Genomic DNA, 18,288 nt, shown 5'->3' with positions numbered 1-18,288 from the left:
TATAGCATACCAATATCGCCTGAAAACCGCAACACATCAACGTTTTTCGGGTGTAACCGCTATCATTGGCGACACACCAGCATTTCTTAATCTTTTATGATGATGGCGTGTTTAATGGAAGTTCTTTCCTAACAGCTGCGCGAATCTCATCAATATCAAAAGGTTTTGCAAAATGAGTGATAGCTCCCAGCTTCATAGCCTCATGAATCATGTCCAACTCACCATAAGCGGTCATGATGATCACTTGAATCGTCTCATCATGTTTCTTTACACGACGAAGGATCTCTAAGCCATCCATTCCAGGAATCTTCATATCTAAAATGACAAGATCAGGGCGGTCCTTCTCCACAATCGAAAGAGCTTGTACACCGTTCGCTGCCTGATACGTCTTATAACCTTCTTTTTGAAAGATTTCGTTCAAAAGAATTCTGATGCCATACTGATCGTCTACAATTAAAATTTTCCCGCTCATTATTGCTCACCTCATCTAGAGTTTCTTTACAAAACCATTTTGTCCCTATACCATTCGAGACAGAGGATACCAATTCCTGCTGTTCCCGATGATTTGTATTGTTAAATTAAGTATACTAAATTCATAAACAAAAACACGATGATTTGAAAAAAAGTAAGGAGTTCTTTTTCATGTTAAAAATATTTTCAACACAAGTTGCAGGGTTGCTAAAATCCATCTCAGATAAAGAAGAACAGTCGCTTGAAGAAGCTTCACGTTTGCTGGCGCAGACCGTTTTATCAGAAGGAACTGTATATTTTAAGGGATTCGGCGAAATGGAAGCCGTTGTGAGTGAAGCACTATATGGAGAGAATAAATTCCGCGCCGGGGCTGATTTTTCAGATGAATTGTTATCTGAGCTGCTGCCGGTCGATAGTGTAGTAGTGGCTTCGCGCTTCTTAGATGACGAAAAAGCTGTAGCACTTTGTTCAAAATTACGTAAAAATGTTGATTGCAACGTCATTTTGATCGGCGGACGACGAAAAGATGCTGAAATGGTTGTGAATGTGGAGGAATTAGCCGATATCGTGATCGATACGAAGGCCGTTCGCGGATTAGTACCGCTGGATGATGGCTCACGACTCGGTTTTCCATCTGGATTGACCGCTTTATTCGCGTATTACGCCTTATTTTTAACAACGGAAGAGATTTTAGAAGAATATGATGAATAACATGAAGCCTGGCTGTCTGCCAGGCTTTTAAAATTATGTATTTCTAGTCGCCATAAAAACTTAATCACATAAAAAGCATAGTTAATCACATAAAAATCGGCATCCATCACATAAAAATCAGAGCTCATTACATAAAAATAGACAAAGATCACATAATTTCAAAAAAACCAGCAGCTCCCACTCAGAAAGTGAAGCTACCGGCCATGATTAGTTCTTCAATTGTGTTACCGCACCGATAAAGTCGCGGAATAGTGCTTGCGGGCGTGTTGGTCGTGATGTGAATTCTGGGTGGAACTGTGACGCAACAAACCACGGGTGATCTTCTAACTCGATGATCTCAACAAGGCGTCCATCCGGAGATGTTCCTGAGAAGATGAACCCTGCTTTTTCCATCTGTTCACGGTATTCGTTGTTGAACTCATAACGGTGACGGTGTCTTTCGTAAACAACTTCATCGTTATAAGCAGCGAACGCTTTTGTATCTTCTTTAATCTTACACGGATAAAGTCCAAGACGAAGTGTTCCGCCGAGGTCCTCGATGTCCTTTTGTTCAGGAAGCAGATCGATAACCGGGAACGGTGTGCCAGGCATAAGTTCTGCAGAGTGTGCACCATCAAGTCCGAGGACGTTACGAGCAAACTCTACGGAAGCAAGCTGCATACCAAGACAGATTCCTAAGAAAGGAACTTTGTTCTCACGCGCATACTGAGTAGCTAGAATCTTACCTTCTACCCCTCTGTCACCGAATCCGCCAGGAACTAAGATACCATCAGCATCTTGAAGAAGTTCGTGCACGTTTTCAGCAGTCACGTTCTCAGAGTTGATCCAGTCGATCTCGATATCTGTATCAAATTGATAACCAGCATGACGAAGCGCTTCAACAACAGAAATATAAGCATCTTGTAGCGCTACATATTTTCCGACTAATGCGATCTTCGCTTTTCCTTTTAAGTTCGTTACACGGTTGATCAGTTCTTTCCACTCCGCCATATCCGGCTCGTGCGTTTCAAGCTTAAGGTGTTTACAAACAAGCTCGTCCATCTTCTGCTCTTGAAGATCAATCGGCACTTGGTAAAGCGTATCTGCATCTCTCGCTTCGATAACCGCTTTAGGATCGATGTCGCAGAATAGACCGATCTTATCTTTCATTTCTTGAGGAACTGGCATCTCCGTACGAACTACGATGATGTTCGGCTGAATACCAAGACTGCGTAGCTCTTTAACACTGTGTTGTGTCGGCTTCGTCTTCAGTTCACCCGCTGCACGAATATAAGGAATCAGTGTACAGTGGATATACATTACGTTTTCAGAACCTACATCACTTTTGATCTGACGGATTGCTTCTAGGAACGGCAAGCTCTCGATGTCCCCAACTGTTCCGCCGATTTCTGTAATCACGACATCTGCGTTCGTTTCACGGCCAGCACGGAAAACACGCTCTTTGATCTCGTTCGTGATATGCGGGATAACTTGAACTGTTCCGCCAAGATATTCACCGCGACGCTCTTTTCTAAGAACAGTAGAATAAATTTTCCCAGTCGTTACTGAGCTGTATTTATTTAAGTTAATGTCGATAAAACGCTCATAGTGACCTAAGTCTAAGTCCGTTTCCGCACCATCATCCGTTACGAAAACTTCACCATGCTGATAAGGGCTCATCGTCCCTGGATCCACGTTGATGTAAGGATCGAATTTTTGCGTAGTCACTTTTACTCCGCGGTTTTTTAATAAACGGCCTAATGATGCTGCAGTGATTCCTTTTCCTAAAGAAGAAACTACACCGCCTGTAACAAAAATATATTTTGCCATGTTTTCAATCCCCCTAAATTTTCTAAAATAAGTATGTGCGTTTAACGCTTTTTCTACTATCGGGAGAGGTATCTGTGTAAGTCTACACAGTCTCATCCGTAAAAAAATAAAAAGCAAAAGACACTTCCCCTATGGTTAGGGGGCACTTTTGCTTTTGATATCATATAAAATTAGTCTTTTTAATAAAAGATACAGGAATAGCCCAAAAAGAATATTACCCGAGTATAGAGCTCATGTCAAGATGATCTGTGATAAACCATTTATTCATGTGACAAGCTTGTGAAATGGCAGCTCGGCCTCGCCAATCCGCATGTTTTTGGCGTGAATCCACATGATTTGAGCATGAATCCAAAAGTTTTGGCTAGTAGTCCACGAGTTTCACTCTAAAAAACAAAAACCAGCGCCAAGGGCACTGGTTTTCTCGACTCACGATGAGTCTTACAGATCTTCTTCCTCATCTGCTTCTTCATCTTCGTCTTCTTCGTCGAAGTCTTCATCTTCTTCATCGAACTCTAATTCTTCATCTTCATCGTCATCATCGTCATCGTCGTCAGAAAGATCATCGTCTTCATCAACGAACTCATCTTCCACTTCTAACTCATCAAAGTCTTCATCATCGAAGTCCTCTTCAAAGTCATAGTCATCTTCAGACGCTTTTTTACGTTTTGTTGGTTTGTTCGTTGCACCAAGTTCCTCTTCAGAGCTTTCAACTGGGTACCACGTTTTTAATCCCCATTTATTATCGCCTAATGAAACGAATCGGCCGTCAATATTCATATCTGTGTAAAAATACGCAATTCGGTTTTCCACAGCAGTTTTAGACAAACCTTTGATTTCAGCGATCTGTTTAACTAAATCATAGAATTGAACAGGTTGCTTAGCATTTTGCAAAATTTCAAATGCGATTTCGACCATTGACATTTCAACGACTTGTTCTTTCGTGTACGTGTTCAACATAGCCACATCGGCACTTCCTTTCCTTCTCCACACTCATTTATATCAACACATTGTGCTCATTCTTTAGAAGAATCATACTCTTCATTATAAACAAATCCCATGCGTATATGCCAGTAGTAATCTATCTTTTTTCCATAAAAGGTTTTATAAAAGGTGTAAGGTTGAGCTTCGATGCTCTTGAAAGTGGTTGATTTCCGCTCCAGGTTGCTCGCTTTCCGCGGGGCAGGCGGTGAGCCACTTGCCGCTTCGCGCCCTTAAGTGTCTCACCTGTTTAGTTGCAGTGGCTAGCCCCTCGAGGTCAAAAGTTAAATGGTCAAGAAGGCAAAGTGCGTCTTCCTGCCCCATTCACCTTTTGCTTGTCGGGGCCGAACGAGCCACTTCCACTTTTCGAACTGCCCACCTGTCCCGCAGGAGTCTCGCAACCTTCTGCTCCAATCAACTTGCATAGGAGGAATATAAGAAAACTAAAAACAAAAACCTTCTAAACGAACTAAATTTCAAGAGATCTTTCTATGGGAGTTATTCTAACCTTTCATGAATGTTATAAATAGAACAAAGAGCGGAAATGAACTCTCTTAACACTCTCCCAAAGAAAAGAGAACCGCTAAAACTGGCGGCTCTCTTCTTTCTCACACTACATGTTTCTTCTATACTTCCCGCCTACTTCATAAAGTGCACTTGTGATCTGACCGAGACTTGCAAATTTTACGGTATGCATGAGCTCGTCGAATATGTTTCCGCCGGATAAGGCAACATTTTTGAGACGTTTAAGAGCTTCACCAGCTTTGTCTTTGCTTGACTCTTGGAACGTGTTCAGATTCTGGATCTGCTGTTCTTTTTCGTCCTTTGTCGCACGTGCGAGCTGCATATTGAACTCTTCTTCTGACGGTGTGTTCGGATTGAGGTATGTGTTCACTCCGATGATCGGTAGAGACCCGTCATGCTTTTTCATTTCATAATACATCGATTCTTCTTGAATCTTTCCGCGCTGATACTGTGTTTCCATCGCACCAAGCACGCCGCCTCTTGTGTTCATGCGCTCGAACTCTTGAAGTACCATCTCTTCTACGAGATCGGTTAACTCTTCGATGATGAACGAGCCTTGAAGCGAGTTCTCATTACGAGCCAAACCAAGCTCTTTTGTAATGATCATCTGAATCGCCATCGCGCGGCGAACGGATTCTTCTGTGGGTGTTGTGATCGCTTCGTCATACGAATTCGTGTGAAGCGAGTTACAGTTATCATAAAGGGCCATCAACGCTTGAAGCGTCGTTCGGATATCGTTAAAATCAATCTCTTGTGCGTGAAGTGAACGTCCAGATGTTTGAATGTGGTACTTCAGCTTCTGGCTGCGCTCGTTCGCTTTGTATTTATCTCGCATAACCGTTGCCCAGATTCGGCGAGCGACACGACCGATTACGCTATATTCTGGATCAAGTCCGTTTGAGAAGAAGAACGATAAGTTTGGCGCGAATGCGTTAATATCCATTCCACGGCTCAAGTAATATTCCACATACGTGAACCCGTTCGCGAGTGTAAACGCGAGCTGTGTGATCGGGTTCGCACCAGCTTCTGCGATATGGTAGCCAGAGATCGAAACTGAATAATAGTTGCGCACTTGATGATCGATAAAGTACTGCTGAATATCTCCCATCATACGAAGCGCGAATTCTGTAGAGAAGATACATGTGTTCTGACCTTGATCTTCTTTTAAGATGTCTGCTTGAACCGTTCCACGAACTGAGGCAAGCGTCTTAGCCTTAATCTCGTCATACTCTGTTTCATTCGGCTGTCTGCCGTTCGTATCCGCAAAGATCTTCACTTGCTGATCGATCGCCGTGTTCATGAACATGGCGAGAATGATCGGTGCTGGACCGTTGATCGTCATCGAAACAGATGTAGAAGGAGCGATCAGATCAAAGCCGTCATACAGCTTCTTCATGTCGTTTAGCGTACAGATGCTCACACCGCTCTCCCCAACTTTTCCGTAGATGTCCGGTCGATGATTCGGGTCTTCTCCGTAAAGAGTTACCGAGTCAAACGCTGTACTCAAGCGCTTCGCATCGTCATCTTTTGATAGATAGTGGAATCGGCGGTTCGTACGTTCAGGCGTTCCTTCTCCAGCGAACTGACGCTTCGGATCTTCACCTTTACGTTTAAAAGGAAACACACCCGCTGTGTACGGGAACGAACCTGGCACATTTTCTTTCATGATCCACTTTACGATGTCCCCCCAGTCTTCAAACTTCGGAAGAGCAACCTTTGGAATATCAAGACCAGAAAGACTTTTCGTCGTCAGCTCGGTCACGATTTCTTTATCACGAATCTTCGTTACGAATTCTTTTTTGCTGTACATTTCTTTTAGCTCTGGCCACTGTTTCAGCATTTTTGAAGTAGTCGGTAAAAGTTTTTCTTCTACTTTTTCAAGCGCTTTGTTTAAACTCGCCTCTACTTCTTCACCTGCTGCATCGTATTCTTTTACCGTCTCAAGCGTCCCTTGAATCTGGAACGACTTGCGAGCAAGTTTCGCCTGTTCGTTTACCGTTTCATGGTATTTACGAACAGTTTGTGCGATCTCATTCAAGTACTGAGCACGTTCACCTGGAATGATGACGTTCTTTTTCGCGGTCATCGCCTCCGCTGCAGGCTGGATGCCCCAATCCATACCTGACTTCTCTTCAATTACTTTCATCAGGTGATAAAAAAGGACGTTCGTGCCCGCATCGTTAAACTGGCTCGCGATCGTTCCGTAAACAGGCATTTCATCTAAGTCTCTATCAAACCAGTTGCGAGAACGCTGATATTGCTTCTTCACATCACGAAGCGCATCTTCAGAGCCTTTGCGCTCGAACTTGTTGATCGCGATAATATCTGCATAATCGATCATGTCGATTTTCTCTAATTGTGATGGTGCACCAAACTCACTCGTCATCACGTATAGAGAAGCATCAGAGATCTCTGAGATTCCAGCGTCCCCTTGGCCGATTCCGCTCGTCTCAACAACGATCAGATCAAATCCAGCTGCTTTTGTTACTGCGATCGCATCCTTGATCGCATCAGACAGCTCAGAACGTGAACCACGCGTAGCAAGTGAACGCATGTACACACGCGGATGATAGATCGCATTCATACGGATTCTGTCACCTAAAAGCGCTCCGCCAGTCTTTTGTTTTGTCGGATCGATCGAGATGATCGCGATCGTCTTGTCTTCACATTCGTTTAAGAAGCGTCGAACGAGCTCATCAGTTAATGAACTTTTCCCCGCTCCACCTGTTCCCGTGATTCCTAGAACCGGCACTTGTTTTTGCAGACTTTTCAATTCATTTAACGTCTGTTCAGCCGTTGCTGCGATTTCTTCTGGTGCTTGCTTCACGTTTTCAGCTAATGTGATCAAACGCGAAACAGAACGAACGTCTTTTTCTACTACTTTTTCGATCTCATCTGTTAAAGAGGTAACCGTCGGAAAATCACACTCTTCTACCATCTTATTGATCATGCCTTGAAGCCCTAGCAACCTTCCATCTTCCGGTGAAAAGATGCGTGTAACCCCATAAGCATGCAGCTCCTTGATCTCAGGCGGGATAATAACGCCCCCGCCTCCGCCAAAGACTTTGATATGTCCTGCACCGCGTTCTTTTAATAGATCGATCATGTATTTAAAATACTCAACGTGCCCGCCTTGATAAGAAGAGATCGCGATTCCTTGGACGTCCTCTTGAATGGCTGCACTCACCACTTCATCTACAGAACGGTTGTGTCCGAGGTGGATGACCTCACAGCCGTTCGACTGAATGATTCTTCGCATGATGTTAATCGACGCATCGTGACCATCAAAAAGACTGGAAGCGGTTACAAATCGAACCGGATTCTTCGGCCGGTAAATATCGGTCTGAGTCATTTCATTCATCCTTTCTTATGCTCCTTTTATGCCGTACAACAATTGCTGAAGCTGTAACTGTGTATATTCTTCTAATGTATAGATCTTCTGCAGCGCCCAGCGTCTGAACGTCCACATCTGTCCGAGGATCACAATATTGTGAGCCGCTGCCGGAATCTCGTTTTCGCTTAAATGCAGTTCACCTTGCTTTACTACTTTAAAAAGCAGTTCTTCAAAGATCGCCGTCATCTCCAGCTCTTTTTTGAGCACATACGGAAGAGCTTCATGAGAGAGCGACTTTGCTTCTTGATACATGACGAGCACCTCATCCTGCATGTCGTCCATCACTTTAAAATAAGCAGAGATTGCACGTTCAACACCTTGAATGCCACTGTCTTCCCCATTGATATCCTGCTGCAGCCTCAGCTTTACCCCGTCATAGATGCTGTCGCAGACGAGATAGAGAATATCTTCTTTTGACCGGATATACTCGTAGAGTGTGCCGATGCTGAAACCAGAAGCTTTGGCGATCTCCCGGGTTGTCGTGCGGTGGAACCCATTCTCTTTAAATAGAGAGACCGCCGCTTTCACCATCTCTTCCCGTCGTCTCTGAATCAGCTTTTCATCTTTTACGAGCGACGGCACTTCTTTCTTACCCAATTGGCCTCCCTCATTTCTGTTTCCCGTCAGCCGGCTGCAATCGTTTTGATAAGATCTCTTCTGCAGCTGTATAAGGGTCTGTGGTACCTGATTCTAAGTCGGCCAGCCAGGAGAACCCATTTTTCTGTTCTTGTTTCCAAACTTGCTGATAGATTTCATGCTGAACCACTTCCATCACCTCACGCTTCAGGTTAGAAAGCTTTCTTTCCTTACCTTCTCCGCTCTTCTCTAAATATTCACGGTGCGTTAGAAGAGATTCCCATAATTCTTGTAAACCTTTATTTTCAGTAGAAATCGTCTGAACGACTGGCGGGCGGTACGGGCTGTCGTGCTTCACCAGGTCAAGCATCGCTTCGATCTCAGCAAGAAGCTTCGGAACGCCTGGCATATCCGCTTTGTTCACAACGAACAGATCAGCGATCTCCATGATTCCGGCTTTAAACACTTGCACAACATCTCCGCTGCCTGGGTTCAATACAACTGCAACCGAATCTGCTAGCTTCATAATGTCGAGTTCTGATTGTCCGACTCCTACTGTCTCTATTAAAATCACATCAAAACCATAAGCATCCATCAACCGCACCGTTTCTTTTGTTGACCGGGAAAGACCACCAAGACTGCCGCGCGTCCCCATGCTTCTGATGAACACGCCAGGGTCTGTAAAATGGTCAGCCATCCTAACGCGGTCCCCAAGGATAGAGCCTCCGCTGAACGGACTCGTCGGATCAACGGCAACAACTGCAACAGTCATCTTCTTTTTACGCAAAAAAGAGATGAGACGATTGACGAGCGAGCTTTTCCCGGCACCTGGTGAACCGGTGATGCCGATCCAATGAGCGCCTTTTTGCTGCGGGTAGATGCTCTTTAAAAGCTCGAGTTTGTCTTCACCGTTGTTCTCGGCAAGCGTGATCGCTTTCGCGAGAGCACGTTCCTCTTTTTGCTGGATGCGCTGTGCTAATGGATGCATGGTTTCCTCCTAAATATTTCAGTAACTGTTATTTGTAAAGGTTAATCTCTAAAAGATTTGTGCCTTGGGTTTTTCTACATTGAAAAGTTGATTGGAGTGCAAGGTGCGAGACTCCTGCGGGACTGGCGGTCAGGTGAGACACTTAATGGCGCAAAGCGGCAAGTGGCTCACCGCCTGCCCCGCGGAAAGCGAGCAACCTGGAGCGCAGATCAACCTCTCACAACCCACAAATTAATCTTTCAAAAGCATCTTAGAAATAACAAGACGTTGAATCTCTTGTGTACCTTCGTAGATCTGCGTAATTTTTGCGTCACGCATATAACGTTCCACGGGATATTCTTTCGTATAGCCGTATCCACCGAATACTTGAACTGCGTCTGTCGTTACTTCCATTGCGATATCTCCAGCAAATAGCTTTGACATCGCGGACTCTTTTCCGTATGGAAGACCTTCCGATTCTCTCCAAGCTGCTTGATAGGTTAATAGACGAGCCGCTTCCACTTTTGTTGCCATATCTGCAAGTTTGAACCCGATCCCTTGGTTTACCCCGATCGGCTTACCAAACTGTTTGCGGTCCTTTGCATAGTTTACTGAAGCATCGAGTGCTCCTTGAGCGATTCCTACTGCTTGAGCTGCGATTCCGTTACGTCCGCCGTCAAGCGTCATCATCGCAATCTTAAAGCCTTCTCCTTCTTTACCTAGAAGGTTTTCAGCTGGCACACGGCAATCTTCAAAAATGATCTCTAACGTTGGTGATGAACGAATCCCGAGTTTCTTTTCTTTTTTACCGAAAGAAAAGCCTGGTGTTCCTTTTTCTACGATGAACGCCGAAACTCCTCTTGATCCTGCTTCGATATCCGTACGCGCGAACACAACATAGATTTCCGCGTCTCCAGCGTTCGTGATGAAAATCTTTGAGCCGTTGATGATATAGTCATCGCCGTCTTTTTTCGCTGTTGTTTTCATGTTTCCTGCATCTGATCCTGATCCCGGTTCAGTTAAGCCATATGCTCCGATTTTTTTACCTTCTGCCATCGGGCGAAGGAACTTTTGCTTTTGCTCCTCATTACCAAACTTGAAGATCGGCCATCCGGCAAGAGAGGTGTGAGCAGATAGCGTTACACCGACTGACGCACAAACACGGGATAGTTCTTCAACTGCGATCACATAACCTAGGTAGTCTCCGCCGATTCCGCCGTACTCTTCTGGCCAAGGAATTCCGCAAAGGCCAAGCTCACCCATCTGATCAAAAATAGCTCGGTCAAAACGCTCCTCTTCGTCACGTTCTGCTGCTGTAGGTTCTACTTCATTTTTAGCAAAATCACGCACCATCTTGCGGATCATTTCATGTTCTTCAGATAACAAAAATTGCATTTCTATCTCTCCCTCTTATCCTAGTAAATGTTTGCTTAACACCATACGTTGAATCTCACTTGTTCCCTCATAGATCTGACAAACCTTCGCGTCTCGGAACAGTCTTTCTACCGGGTACTCTTTTGTATAGCCGTACCCTCCGTACACTTGCACAGCCTCAATCGCTGACTTCATCGCGGTTTCCGAAGCAAACAACTTTGCCATCGAAGCTTCTTTTCCGCATGATAGATTGTTTGTCTTCAGATCAGCTGCACGATAGGTTAAAAGTTTTGCGGCTTCAACCTCTGTCGCCATGTCCGCCAGCTTAAAGCCTAGCCCTTGATTAGCTCCGATCGGCTTACCAAACTGTTTTCTTTCTTTTGCATAATTCGTTGCATATTCTAAGGCAGCTTCTGCGATACCAAGGGATTGAGCCGCGATTCCGATCCTGCCCACATCGAGGTTACTCATCGCGATCTTAAAGCCTTCGCCTTCTTTACCTAGAAGATTTTCAGCAGGTACACGTGCATCTTCAAAAACGATCTCGCACGTGTTCGATCCGTTCAACCCCATTTTTTTCTCTTTCTTTCCTACTGAAAAACCTGGTGTATCTTTATCTACGATGAAGGCCGAGATTCCGTAGCTTCCTTTATCAGGTGCTGTTGAAGCAAAAACGATGTACACATCTGCTTCTCCTGCGTTTGTGATAAAAATCTTAGAGCCGTTCAAGATGTAATGATCGCCCTTTTTAACCGCTCTCGTCTTTAAGCTTGCTGCATCAGAACCTGAACTCGGCTCTGTTAGTCCGAACGCACCAAGGAACTCTCCACTCGCTAACTTAGGAATGTATTTTCTCTTTTGTTCTTCATTCCCAAAATAAAGTATCGGATTCGTTCCGACACTCGTATGGACGGATAAAATTACGCCGATTGTCGCGCTCACTTTTGATAACTCATTGATCGCGATGATGTAGGACGTAAAATCCATTCCTGCTCCACCGTATTCTTCTGGAATCGGTATTCCCATCAGTCCGAGCTCTGCCATCTTCGTGATCAGATGACGCGGAAACTCTTCTGTCTCTTCCATATGCTCGATGGCCGGTGCTATCTCTTTCTGCGCAAAATCCCGTACCATCTTTTGCATCATCTTTTGTTCTTCAGTAAATACGAGGTTCATGGTCTCTCCCCATTCCTATAGTGAAATGCCGACTCTTGTAGTCTCTCTCCGTGATTTCTCTCTATTGTTCTTTCTTTGCTTGCTGTTTCTCTGTCTGTTTTTCTGTTTGTTTTTCTTTGATTTATTTTTGGTTGCTGTCTCTTCCACAAAGACAAAATTGGAATTTTTGTCTTTGTGTGGGGTCAGACCCCGTAGTTGTAGAAGCCTCTGCCTGACTTCTTGCCGAGCCAGCCGGCTTTTACGTACTTTCTTAAAAGCGGGCACGGACGATACTTGTCATCACCGAAGCCTTCATGCAGCGTCTCCATGATGTAGAGACATGTGTCGAGCCCGATAAAGTCTGCTAGCGTTAACGGCCCCATCGGATGGTTCATCCCGAGTTTCATAATCTCATCGACCGCTTCAGGGGTTGCCACACCTTCATACACCGAGAAGATCGCTTCGTTGATCATCGGCATAAGGATGCGGTTGGAGATGAATCCTGGGAAGTCGTTCACTTCTACAGGAACTTTCTGCAACTTCTTGGATACAGATTCGATCGTCTCGTACACGTCATCCGCTGTTTGAAGTCCACGGATGATCTCTACGAGTTTCATAACAGGAACCGGATTCATGAAGTGCATGCCGATTACTTTTTCAGGTCGGTTCGTTGCAGCCGCAATCTCTGTGATTGGAAGTGAAGATGTGTTTGATGCTAAGATCGTATGAGCTGGCGCGTATTGGTCCAGCATCTTAAAGAGCTGTGTTTTCACGTCCATGTTCTCTACGACCGCTTCGATCACTAGATCTGCATTTGACGCGTTCTCTAGAGAAACAGAAGCTGTGATGCGGGATAGAATGGATTCTTTCTCGCTTTCATCCAGACGTCCTTTTTCCACGGAGCGGTTTAAGTTTTTAGAGATGATTCCGATTCCTTTTTGTACGAACTCTTCTTGCATATCATGCAGAACAACAGAATAGCCCGCTTGCGCACAAACTTGCGCGATTCCAGAACCCATCTGTCCTGCACCGATCACCATAATGTTTTGAATGCTCATGAATATTGCTCCTCCTTATTTCTTCACTTCTACTAAGATCGCGTCACCTTGCCCGCCGCCTGAACAGATCGAAGCGATACCAAGTCCGCCTCCGCGTCTTTTTAACTCGTGGATCAATGTTAGTACGATGCGCGTGCCGCTCGCCCCAATCGGGTGACCTAACGCGACTGCTCCACCGTTCACGTTCACTTTTTCAAGATCTAATCCCGCAAGTTCAGAACTCGCTAACGCAACTGCTGCGAATGCTTCGTTAATTTCAAAAAGATCAATGTCTTCGAGCGATTTTCCTGTTTTCTTTAACAACTCATTGATGACAAGACCTGGCGTTTTCGGAAAATCCTTTGCTTCAACAGCAAGTGCTGTGTGACCAAGAATTGTAGCCATCACTTCTTTGCCCTCTTGTTTAGCACGCTCTTCACTCATCACGACTACTGCCGCTGCACCATCGTTTACGCCTGGTGCGTTTCCTGCTGTAATCGTTCCATCTTGAGAAAATACTGGTCTTAATTTTGCGAGAGATTCAACAGACGTATCTTTACGAGGTGATTCATCTTGGGACACAACAATCGGCTCACCTTTTCGTTGAGGTACTTCTACAGGAACGATCTCTTCTGCAAAAATTCCTTTTTCAATCGAATCGATAGCACGGCTATGACTGCGGTACGCCCACTCATCTTGGCGCGCGCGTGAGATTTCCATCTCTTTGGCTACGTCATTTCCGTAGATCCCCATGTGAACACCTGTAAACGTACACGTTAGTCCATCATGAACCATGAGATCTTTTACTGAGCTATCTCCCATACGAAGACCCCAGCGCGCTTTCGGTAAAATGTAAGGTGCGTTGCTCATCGATTCCATTCCACCTGCTACGATGACTTCTTCGTCACCCGCACGGATGATCTGATCTGCCATTGTGATCGCACGAAGACCTGACGCACATACTTTGTTGATCGTTTCTGTTTTCGTCTTCCAAGGTAATCCTGCTTTTTCAGCCGCTTGGCGTGAAGGAATCTGCCCTTGGCCACCTTGAAGAACACAGCCTAAAATGACTTCATCCACCGCGTCTGGAGCAACATTTGCTCGTTGAAGCGCTTCTTTAATCGCGATTCCGCCAAGATCTGACGCTGTAAGAGAACTTAATCCGCCACCAAATTTCCCTACAGGTGTCCGTACACCACTGACGATTACTGATTTTGTCATATGAAAAACCTCCCGATTCGTATGGTAGAACTGCGAAAGTTATGTTAACGCTTACAATTGTGTTTAAAGACGATCCGAGCGAACGCTCAGTCGACCAACTTCCAAGCATGAAGCTGCCAGCTAAAATGCCAGGCAGCTTATTTACATGCTCGAAAACTACTGAAGAACTTCTTGTTTCTGTGAGCCAAACATTGATTTTTCAAGGATTTCAACAACATCTAGTGTTTGAACTTGCTCTTCTACTTCTTTTGCCTTCGTTCCGTCACTCAACATCGTTAAGCAATACGGACATCCGCTTCCAATCATTGTTGGATTTACAGCAAGAGCTTGTTCTGTACGCGCAACGTTCACACGAGATCCTGCTTTTTCTTCCATCCACATCATTCCGCCACCCGCTCCACAGCACATTCCGTTCTGACGGTTGCGATCCATCTCAACGACCTTCACTCCTGGAATTGCCTTTAAGATATCACGTGGTGGTTCATATACTTCGTTATAGCGGCCGAGGTAACAAGAATCGTGATACGTGATCGTTTCATTCACCTCAAACTTCGGCTTGATTCTTCCTTCTTTAATCCAGTCTGCTAAAAGCTCTGTATGGTGATACACTTCAGCTTCTAGACCAAACTCTGGATATTCGTTTTTGAACGTGTTATACGCATGCGGATCGATCGTGATGATCTTCTTAACATTATGCTTTTGGAATAACTCAATGTTCGCGTTCGCCATCTCTTGGAATAAAAACTCGTTTCCAAGACGACGAGGCGTATCACCAGAGTTCTTTTCTTTGTTTCCTAAGATCGCAAACGTGATTCCTGCTTCGTTCATGATCTTCGCTAAAGAAAGTGCGATTTTTTGTGAACGGTTGTCATAAGCACCCATCGAACTTACCCAGAACAGGTACTCGAATTCCTCACCCGCTTTTTCTTTTTCTTTTACAGTCGGAACCACGATATCTTCTTTCAGCTCGCGCCAGTTCTCGCGTTCCTTTTTCGAGATTCCCCAAGGATTTCCTTGCTTCTCGATATTTTTGATCGCACGCTGCGCTTCTGCATCCATCTTACCTTCAGTAAGAACGAGGTATCGGCGCATGTCGATGATCTTATCAACGTGTTCGTTCATAACCGGACACTGATCCTCACAGTTACGGCAAGTTGTACATGCCCAGATCTCTTCTTCTGTCATGACTTCACCGATCATCTCAACATCATAAGCAAGTGCAGATGATCCGTCTGTTGTTGCAGCTGTTTCCTCAGCGCCCTTCCCTCTCGCTTCAAAAGCGATCTGGTTGCCTGTTGTGTTCGAGAAAGCAAAAGCTGGCATCCAAGGTGTGCGTGAGGTTACCGCTGCTCCTTTTACCGTTAGATGATCACGCAGTTTAACGATCATATCCATCGGTGATAGCATCTTACCAGTACCTGTTGCCGGACACACATTCGTACAACGCCCACACTCTACACATGCATATAGATCAACAAGCTGCTTTTGATTAAAGTCTTCAATTTTATTCACACCGAAAACTTCTTGTGTCTCGTCTTCAAAATTGATCGAAGAAAGCTTTCCTACTTTATCTTTGCGGCCAAGCCAAACGTTTAGTGGACCTGCGATCAAGTGAGCATGCTTGGATTGCGGAACATACACTAAGAACGTTAATAAGAATAATAAGTGAATCCACCATGAGATAAAGAATACGACTGCAGCACCCGTTTTCCCTAAGAAACCAAGAGCCATTGCGATTACGGACGCGATAGGCGCCGTCCACTCGTATGGTAGATCATGCCAGATAATCTCTGCACCGTTCCCAACTAATACGGAAAGCATCAAGCCGCCGATAAACAGAAGAACCAGTCCAGATTTAAATCCACGCTTCAGTCGAACAAGCTTTTCAACATATCTTCTATAAAAAGCCCAAACGACTGCGATCATGATCATCGTCGTTACGATTTCTTGGAAAAACGTGAAGCCTGGATAAAGCGGGCCTAAAGGCAGATGCGATCCAGGTGCAAGTCCCTTCCATATAAAATCGATCGCTCCGAACTGAACGAGAATGAATCCATAAAAGAACATGATATGGATAATTCCACTCTTCTTGTCTTTCAACAGCTTCTTTTGACCAAATACATTCACTAAGACTGCTTTAATTCGTTCTTGAACCGTATGATCAAACTCTACTTTCTTACCGAGCTTGATGAATTCAAATCTTGTTTTTACAACATAAGCAAATAAAAACAGTGCGTAAGCGGTTACAAAAAGAAATGCAAGCCAGTTTGCTACCATTAAGCCGTCCATCGCTTTCTCTCCCTTCCAATGCTGCTATTCCCTAATTCTTTCTCTTTTAATAATTCTAAATGAAATTAATTTTCTGACTCCATTATATCATAAAAAATAAATGAATGAGCATTCAGTCAACATCCATGCAAAAAAATTTTTTAGTGGTTTCATATGGTAGGGGTATACTAAATAAAAGATTGATTTAAAAGGAGGAGAAGAACATGTGGATCGTTTTAGTGATGATAGCCATTGGTTTTTTGGCTTGGATCGACTTTTATTTAGGACATAAACAAACGACCGCAAAAGAAGAACCTCCTGTAAACATAACAGGCAATATGCATCTTTTAACAACGGGTTCTCATTTTTTCGATTCACTGTTTCAAGACATAGATCAAGCGAACAAATCGATCTACATACAGTTTTACATATTACGAGATGACGAACTCGGACAAGAGCTATGTAGGAAGTTGATCGCAAAAGCACATCAAGGCTTAGAAGTTAGACTGCTTCTTGATTACATGGGGAGTTACGGGCTGAAAAAAAAGACGGTTAACAGTCTAAAAGATGCTGGTGTTCATTTTGAATACAGCAACAAGCCGCAATTTCCGTACCTCTTATACCGCATAAATCACCGAAATCATCGAAAAATCACGATCATCGACTCAGAGATCGGCTATTTGGGTGGATATAACGTAGGAAATGAATATATTGGCAGAGTCACACGGTTTGGAGATTGGCGCGACTATCATTTAAAATTAAGAGGTAAAGTTGTTATCCAATTACAGCGTCTGTTTATCGACGATTGGAACGGTTCAACAAATGAAAAGATGACTCATAATGAGACCTCATCTTTTCTCAATGAAGAAGAGGCAAAAGAGCTAATGCTTCTTCCTTCAAAAGGACAGGCCGGCTACCGCTATTTTTACACAAAAATAAAAGGTGCGAAAAAAAGCATTTTTATAGGTTCGCCATACTTTATTCCGGGTAAAAAGATGAACAGAGAGCTTTTGTCAGCACTCCATCGTGGCGTCAACGTAAAGCTTCTCGTTCCGATGAACCCCGATCATCCTTTTGTGCAAGAAGCATCTTATCGTTTCGTTAAACCGCTCTTAGAAGCTGGTGCAGAGATCTATCAGTTTCATGAAGGTTTTTATCATTCCAAGATTGTTATGTTCGATGATACGGTCTGCGATATTGGTACCGCAAACTTTGATCTTCGCAGCTTTTTCTATAACGACGAGCTAAATTGCATCTTTACAGATAAATCGGAGATCCAAGCGGTGAAGCAGGTGCTTGCTTCAGATCTTGAACGCTCTGAGAAATTGACGCTAGCCCGCTTAAAGAAGACACGCCGTACCGTTAAAGTTCGCTTAAAAGAAGTGGTGGGTTTTGTGTTATCGCCGTTTCTATAAGTTGAAAGTGAATTCTTTGTAGATTCTGAAAGTGTTGATTTCCGTTTCAGGTTGCTCGCTTTCCGCGGGGCAGGCGGTGAGCCTCCTGTCTAGTTGCAGTGACTAGCCCCTCGAGGTCAAAAGTTAAACAGTCAAGAAGGCAAAGTGCGCCTTCATAGCCCATTCAACTTTTGCTTGTCGGGGCTGAACGAGTCACTTCCACATTTCGGACTGCCGCTTTGCGCCCTTAAGGGTCTCACCTGACCGCTTGTCCCGCAGGAGTCGGCAACCTTACACTCCAATCAACCATTCAATGATGCAATTTAGTAGTACTTCTTCATAAGATCACGACTTCATCCTTCTTGGAAATATATCAAAAAATTAAACCAAAACAACAGGGGGCCAAAC

The 18,288-nt window shown here is 44.3% G+C and carries 13 protein-coding genes; 2 read left to right on the top strand and 11 right to left on the bottom strand.

The window, feature by feature from the left end; genetic code table 11:
* Positions 1-94: 94 nt before the first annotated feature.
* The gene (locus tag HU823_RS06530; RefSeq protein WP_171005594.1) at positions 95-475 is read right to left on the bottom strand and encodes a response regulator; all 381 of its coding nucleotides are present in this window, start codon (positions 473-475) and stop codon (positions 95-97) included.
* A gap of 167 nt (positions 476-642) precedes the next feature.
* Here HU823_RS06530 and HU823_RS06525 point away from each other — a divergent pair, with 167 nt between their 5' ends.
* On the top strand, positions 643-1,182 hold the full coding sequence (locus HU823_RS06525) for a DUF2529 family protein (protein ID WP_197221506.1): 540 nt from the start codon (positions 643-645) through the stop codon (positions 1,180-1,182).
* 207 nt (positions 1,183-1,389) lie between these two features.
* Here the strand turns inward: HU823_RS06525 and HU823_RS06520 are convergent, their stop codons facing one another.
* From HU823_RS06520 to HU823_RS06475, 10 genes are all read right to left on the bottom strand, one after another.
* The gene (locus HU823_RS06520; RefSeq protein ID WP_144696861.1) at positions 1,390-2,991 is read right to left on the bottom strand and encodes a CTP synthase; all 1,602 of its coding nucleotides are present in this window, start codon (positions 2,989-2,991) and stop codon (positions 1,390-1,392) included.
* 438 nt (positions 2,992-3,429) lie between these two features.
* A complete protein-coding gene (gene rpoE / locus HU823_RS06515; protein WP_144703173.1) occupies positions 3,430-3,948 on the bottom strand; it encodes a DNA-directed RNA polymerase subunit delta in 519 nt (172 codons plus the stop codon).
* Positions 3,949-4,582: 634 nt separating this feature from the next.
* Positions 4,583-7,846: a fused isobutyryl-CoA mutase/GTPase IcmF gene (gene icmF, locus HU823_RS06510; protein WP_197221988.1), complete on the bottom strand. Its 3,264-nt coding sequence runs from the start codon at positions 7,844-7,846 to the stop codon at positions 4,583-4,585.
* A 15-nt stretch (positions 7,847-7,861) separates the two neighbouring features.
* On the bottom strand, positions 7,862-8,485 hold the full coding sequence (locus HU823_RS06505; protein ID WP_197221505.1) for a TetR/AcrR family transcriptional regulator: 624 nt from the start codon (positions 8,483-8,485) through the stop codon (positions 7,862-7,864).
* 10 nt (positions 8,486-8,495) lie between these two features.
* Complete coding sequence (meaB, locus tag HU823_RS06500; RefSeq protein WP_144696857.1) at positions 8,496-9,452, bottom strand: methylmalonyl Co-A mutase-associated GTPase MeaB; 957 nt, start codon at positions 9,450-9,452, stop codon at positions 8,496-8,498.
* 231 nt (positions 9,453-9,683) lie between these two features.
* Positions 9,684-10,826: an acyl-CoA dehydrogenase gene (locus HU823_RS06495; RefSeq protein ID WP_197221504.1), complete on the bottom strand. Its 1,143-nt coding sequence runs from the start codon at positions 10,824-10,826 to the stop codon at positions 9,684-9,686.
* Between the two features lie 15 nt (positions 10,827-10,841).
* Positions 10,842-11,981, bottom strand: coding sequence for an acyl-CoA dehydrogenase (locus HU823_RS06490; protein ID WP_197221503.1), 1,140 nt, complete (start codon positions 11,979-11,981; stop codon positions 10,842-10,844).
* A 182-nt stretch (positions 11,982-12,163) separates the two neighbouring features.
* The gene (locus tag HU823_RS06485) at positions 12,164-13,018 is read right to left on the bottom strand and encodes a 3-hydroxybutyryl-CoA dehydrogenase (protein WP_144696853.1); all 855 of its coding nucleotides are present in this window, start codon (positions 13,016-13,018) and stop codon (positions 12,164-12,166) included.
* A gap of 15 nt (positions 13,019-13,033) precedes the next feature.
* The gene (locus HU823_RS06480) at positions 13,034-14,218 is read right to left on the bottom strand and encodes an acetyl-CoA C-acetyltransferase (protein ID WP_197221502.1); all 1,185 of its coding nucleotides are present in this window, start codon (positions 14,216-14,218) and stop codon (positions 13,034-13,036) included.
* A gap of 156 nt (positions 14,219-14,374) precedes the next feature.
* Positions 14,375-16,507, bottom strand: coding sequence for a (Fe-S)-binding protein (locus tag HU823_RS06475; RefSeq protein ID WP_197221501.1), 2,133 nt, complete (start codon positions 16,505-16,507; stop codon positions 14,375-14,377).
* A 203-nt stretch (positions 16,508-16,710) separates the two neighbouring features.
* Between HU823_RS06475 and cls the strand changes: the two genes are divergently transcribed.
* Positions 16,711-17,901 carry a cardiolipin synthase gene (cls, locus tag HU823_RS06470; protein WP_197221500.1) on the top strand — a complete coding sequence of 397 codons (1,191 nt, stop codon included), beginning with the start codon at positions 16,711-16,713 and terminating at the stop codon, positions 17,899-17,901.
* Positions 17,902-18,288: the final 387 nt, after the last annotated feature.

The organism is Fictibacillus sp. 18YEL24 (assembly GCF_015903855.1).
GTDB classification, from domain to species: Bacteria; Bacillota; Bacilli; order Bacillales; family Fictibacillaceae; genus Fictibacillus; species Fictibacillus phosphorivorans_C.
Note: the sequence above shows the minus strand (reverse complement) of the source record. Positions and strands in the feature narration are given on the sequence as shown.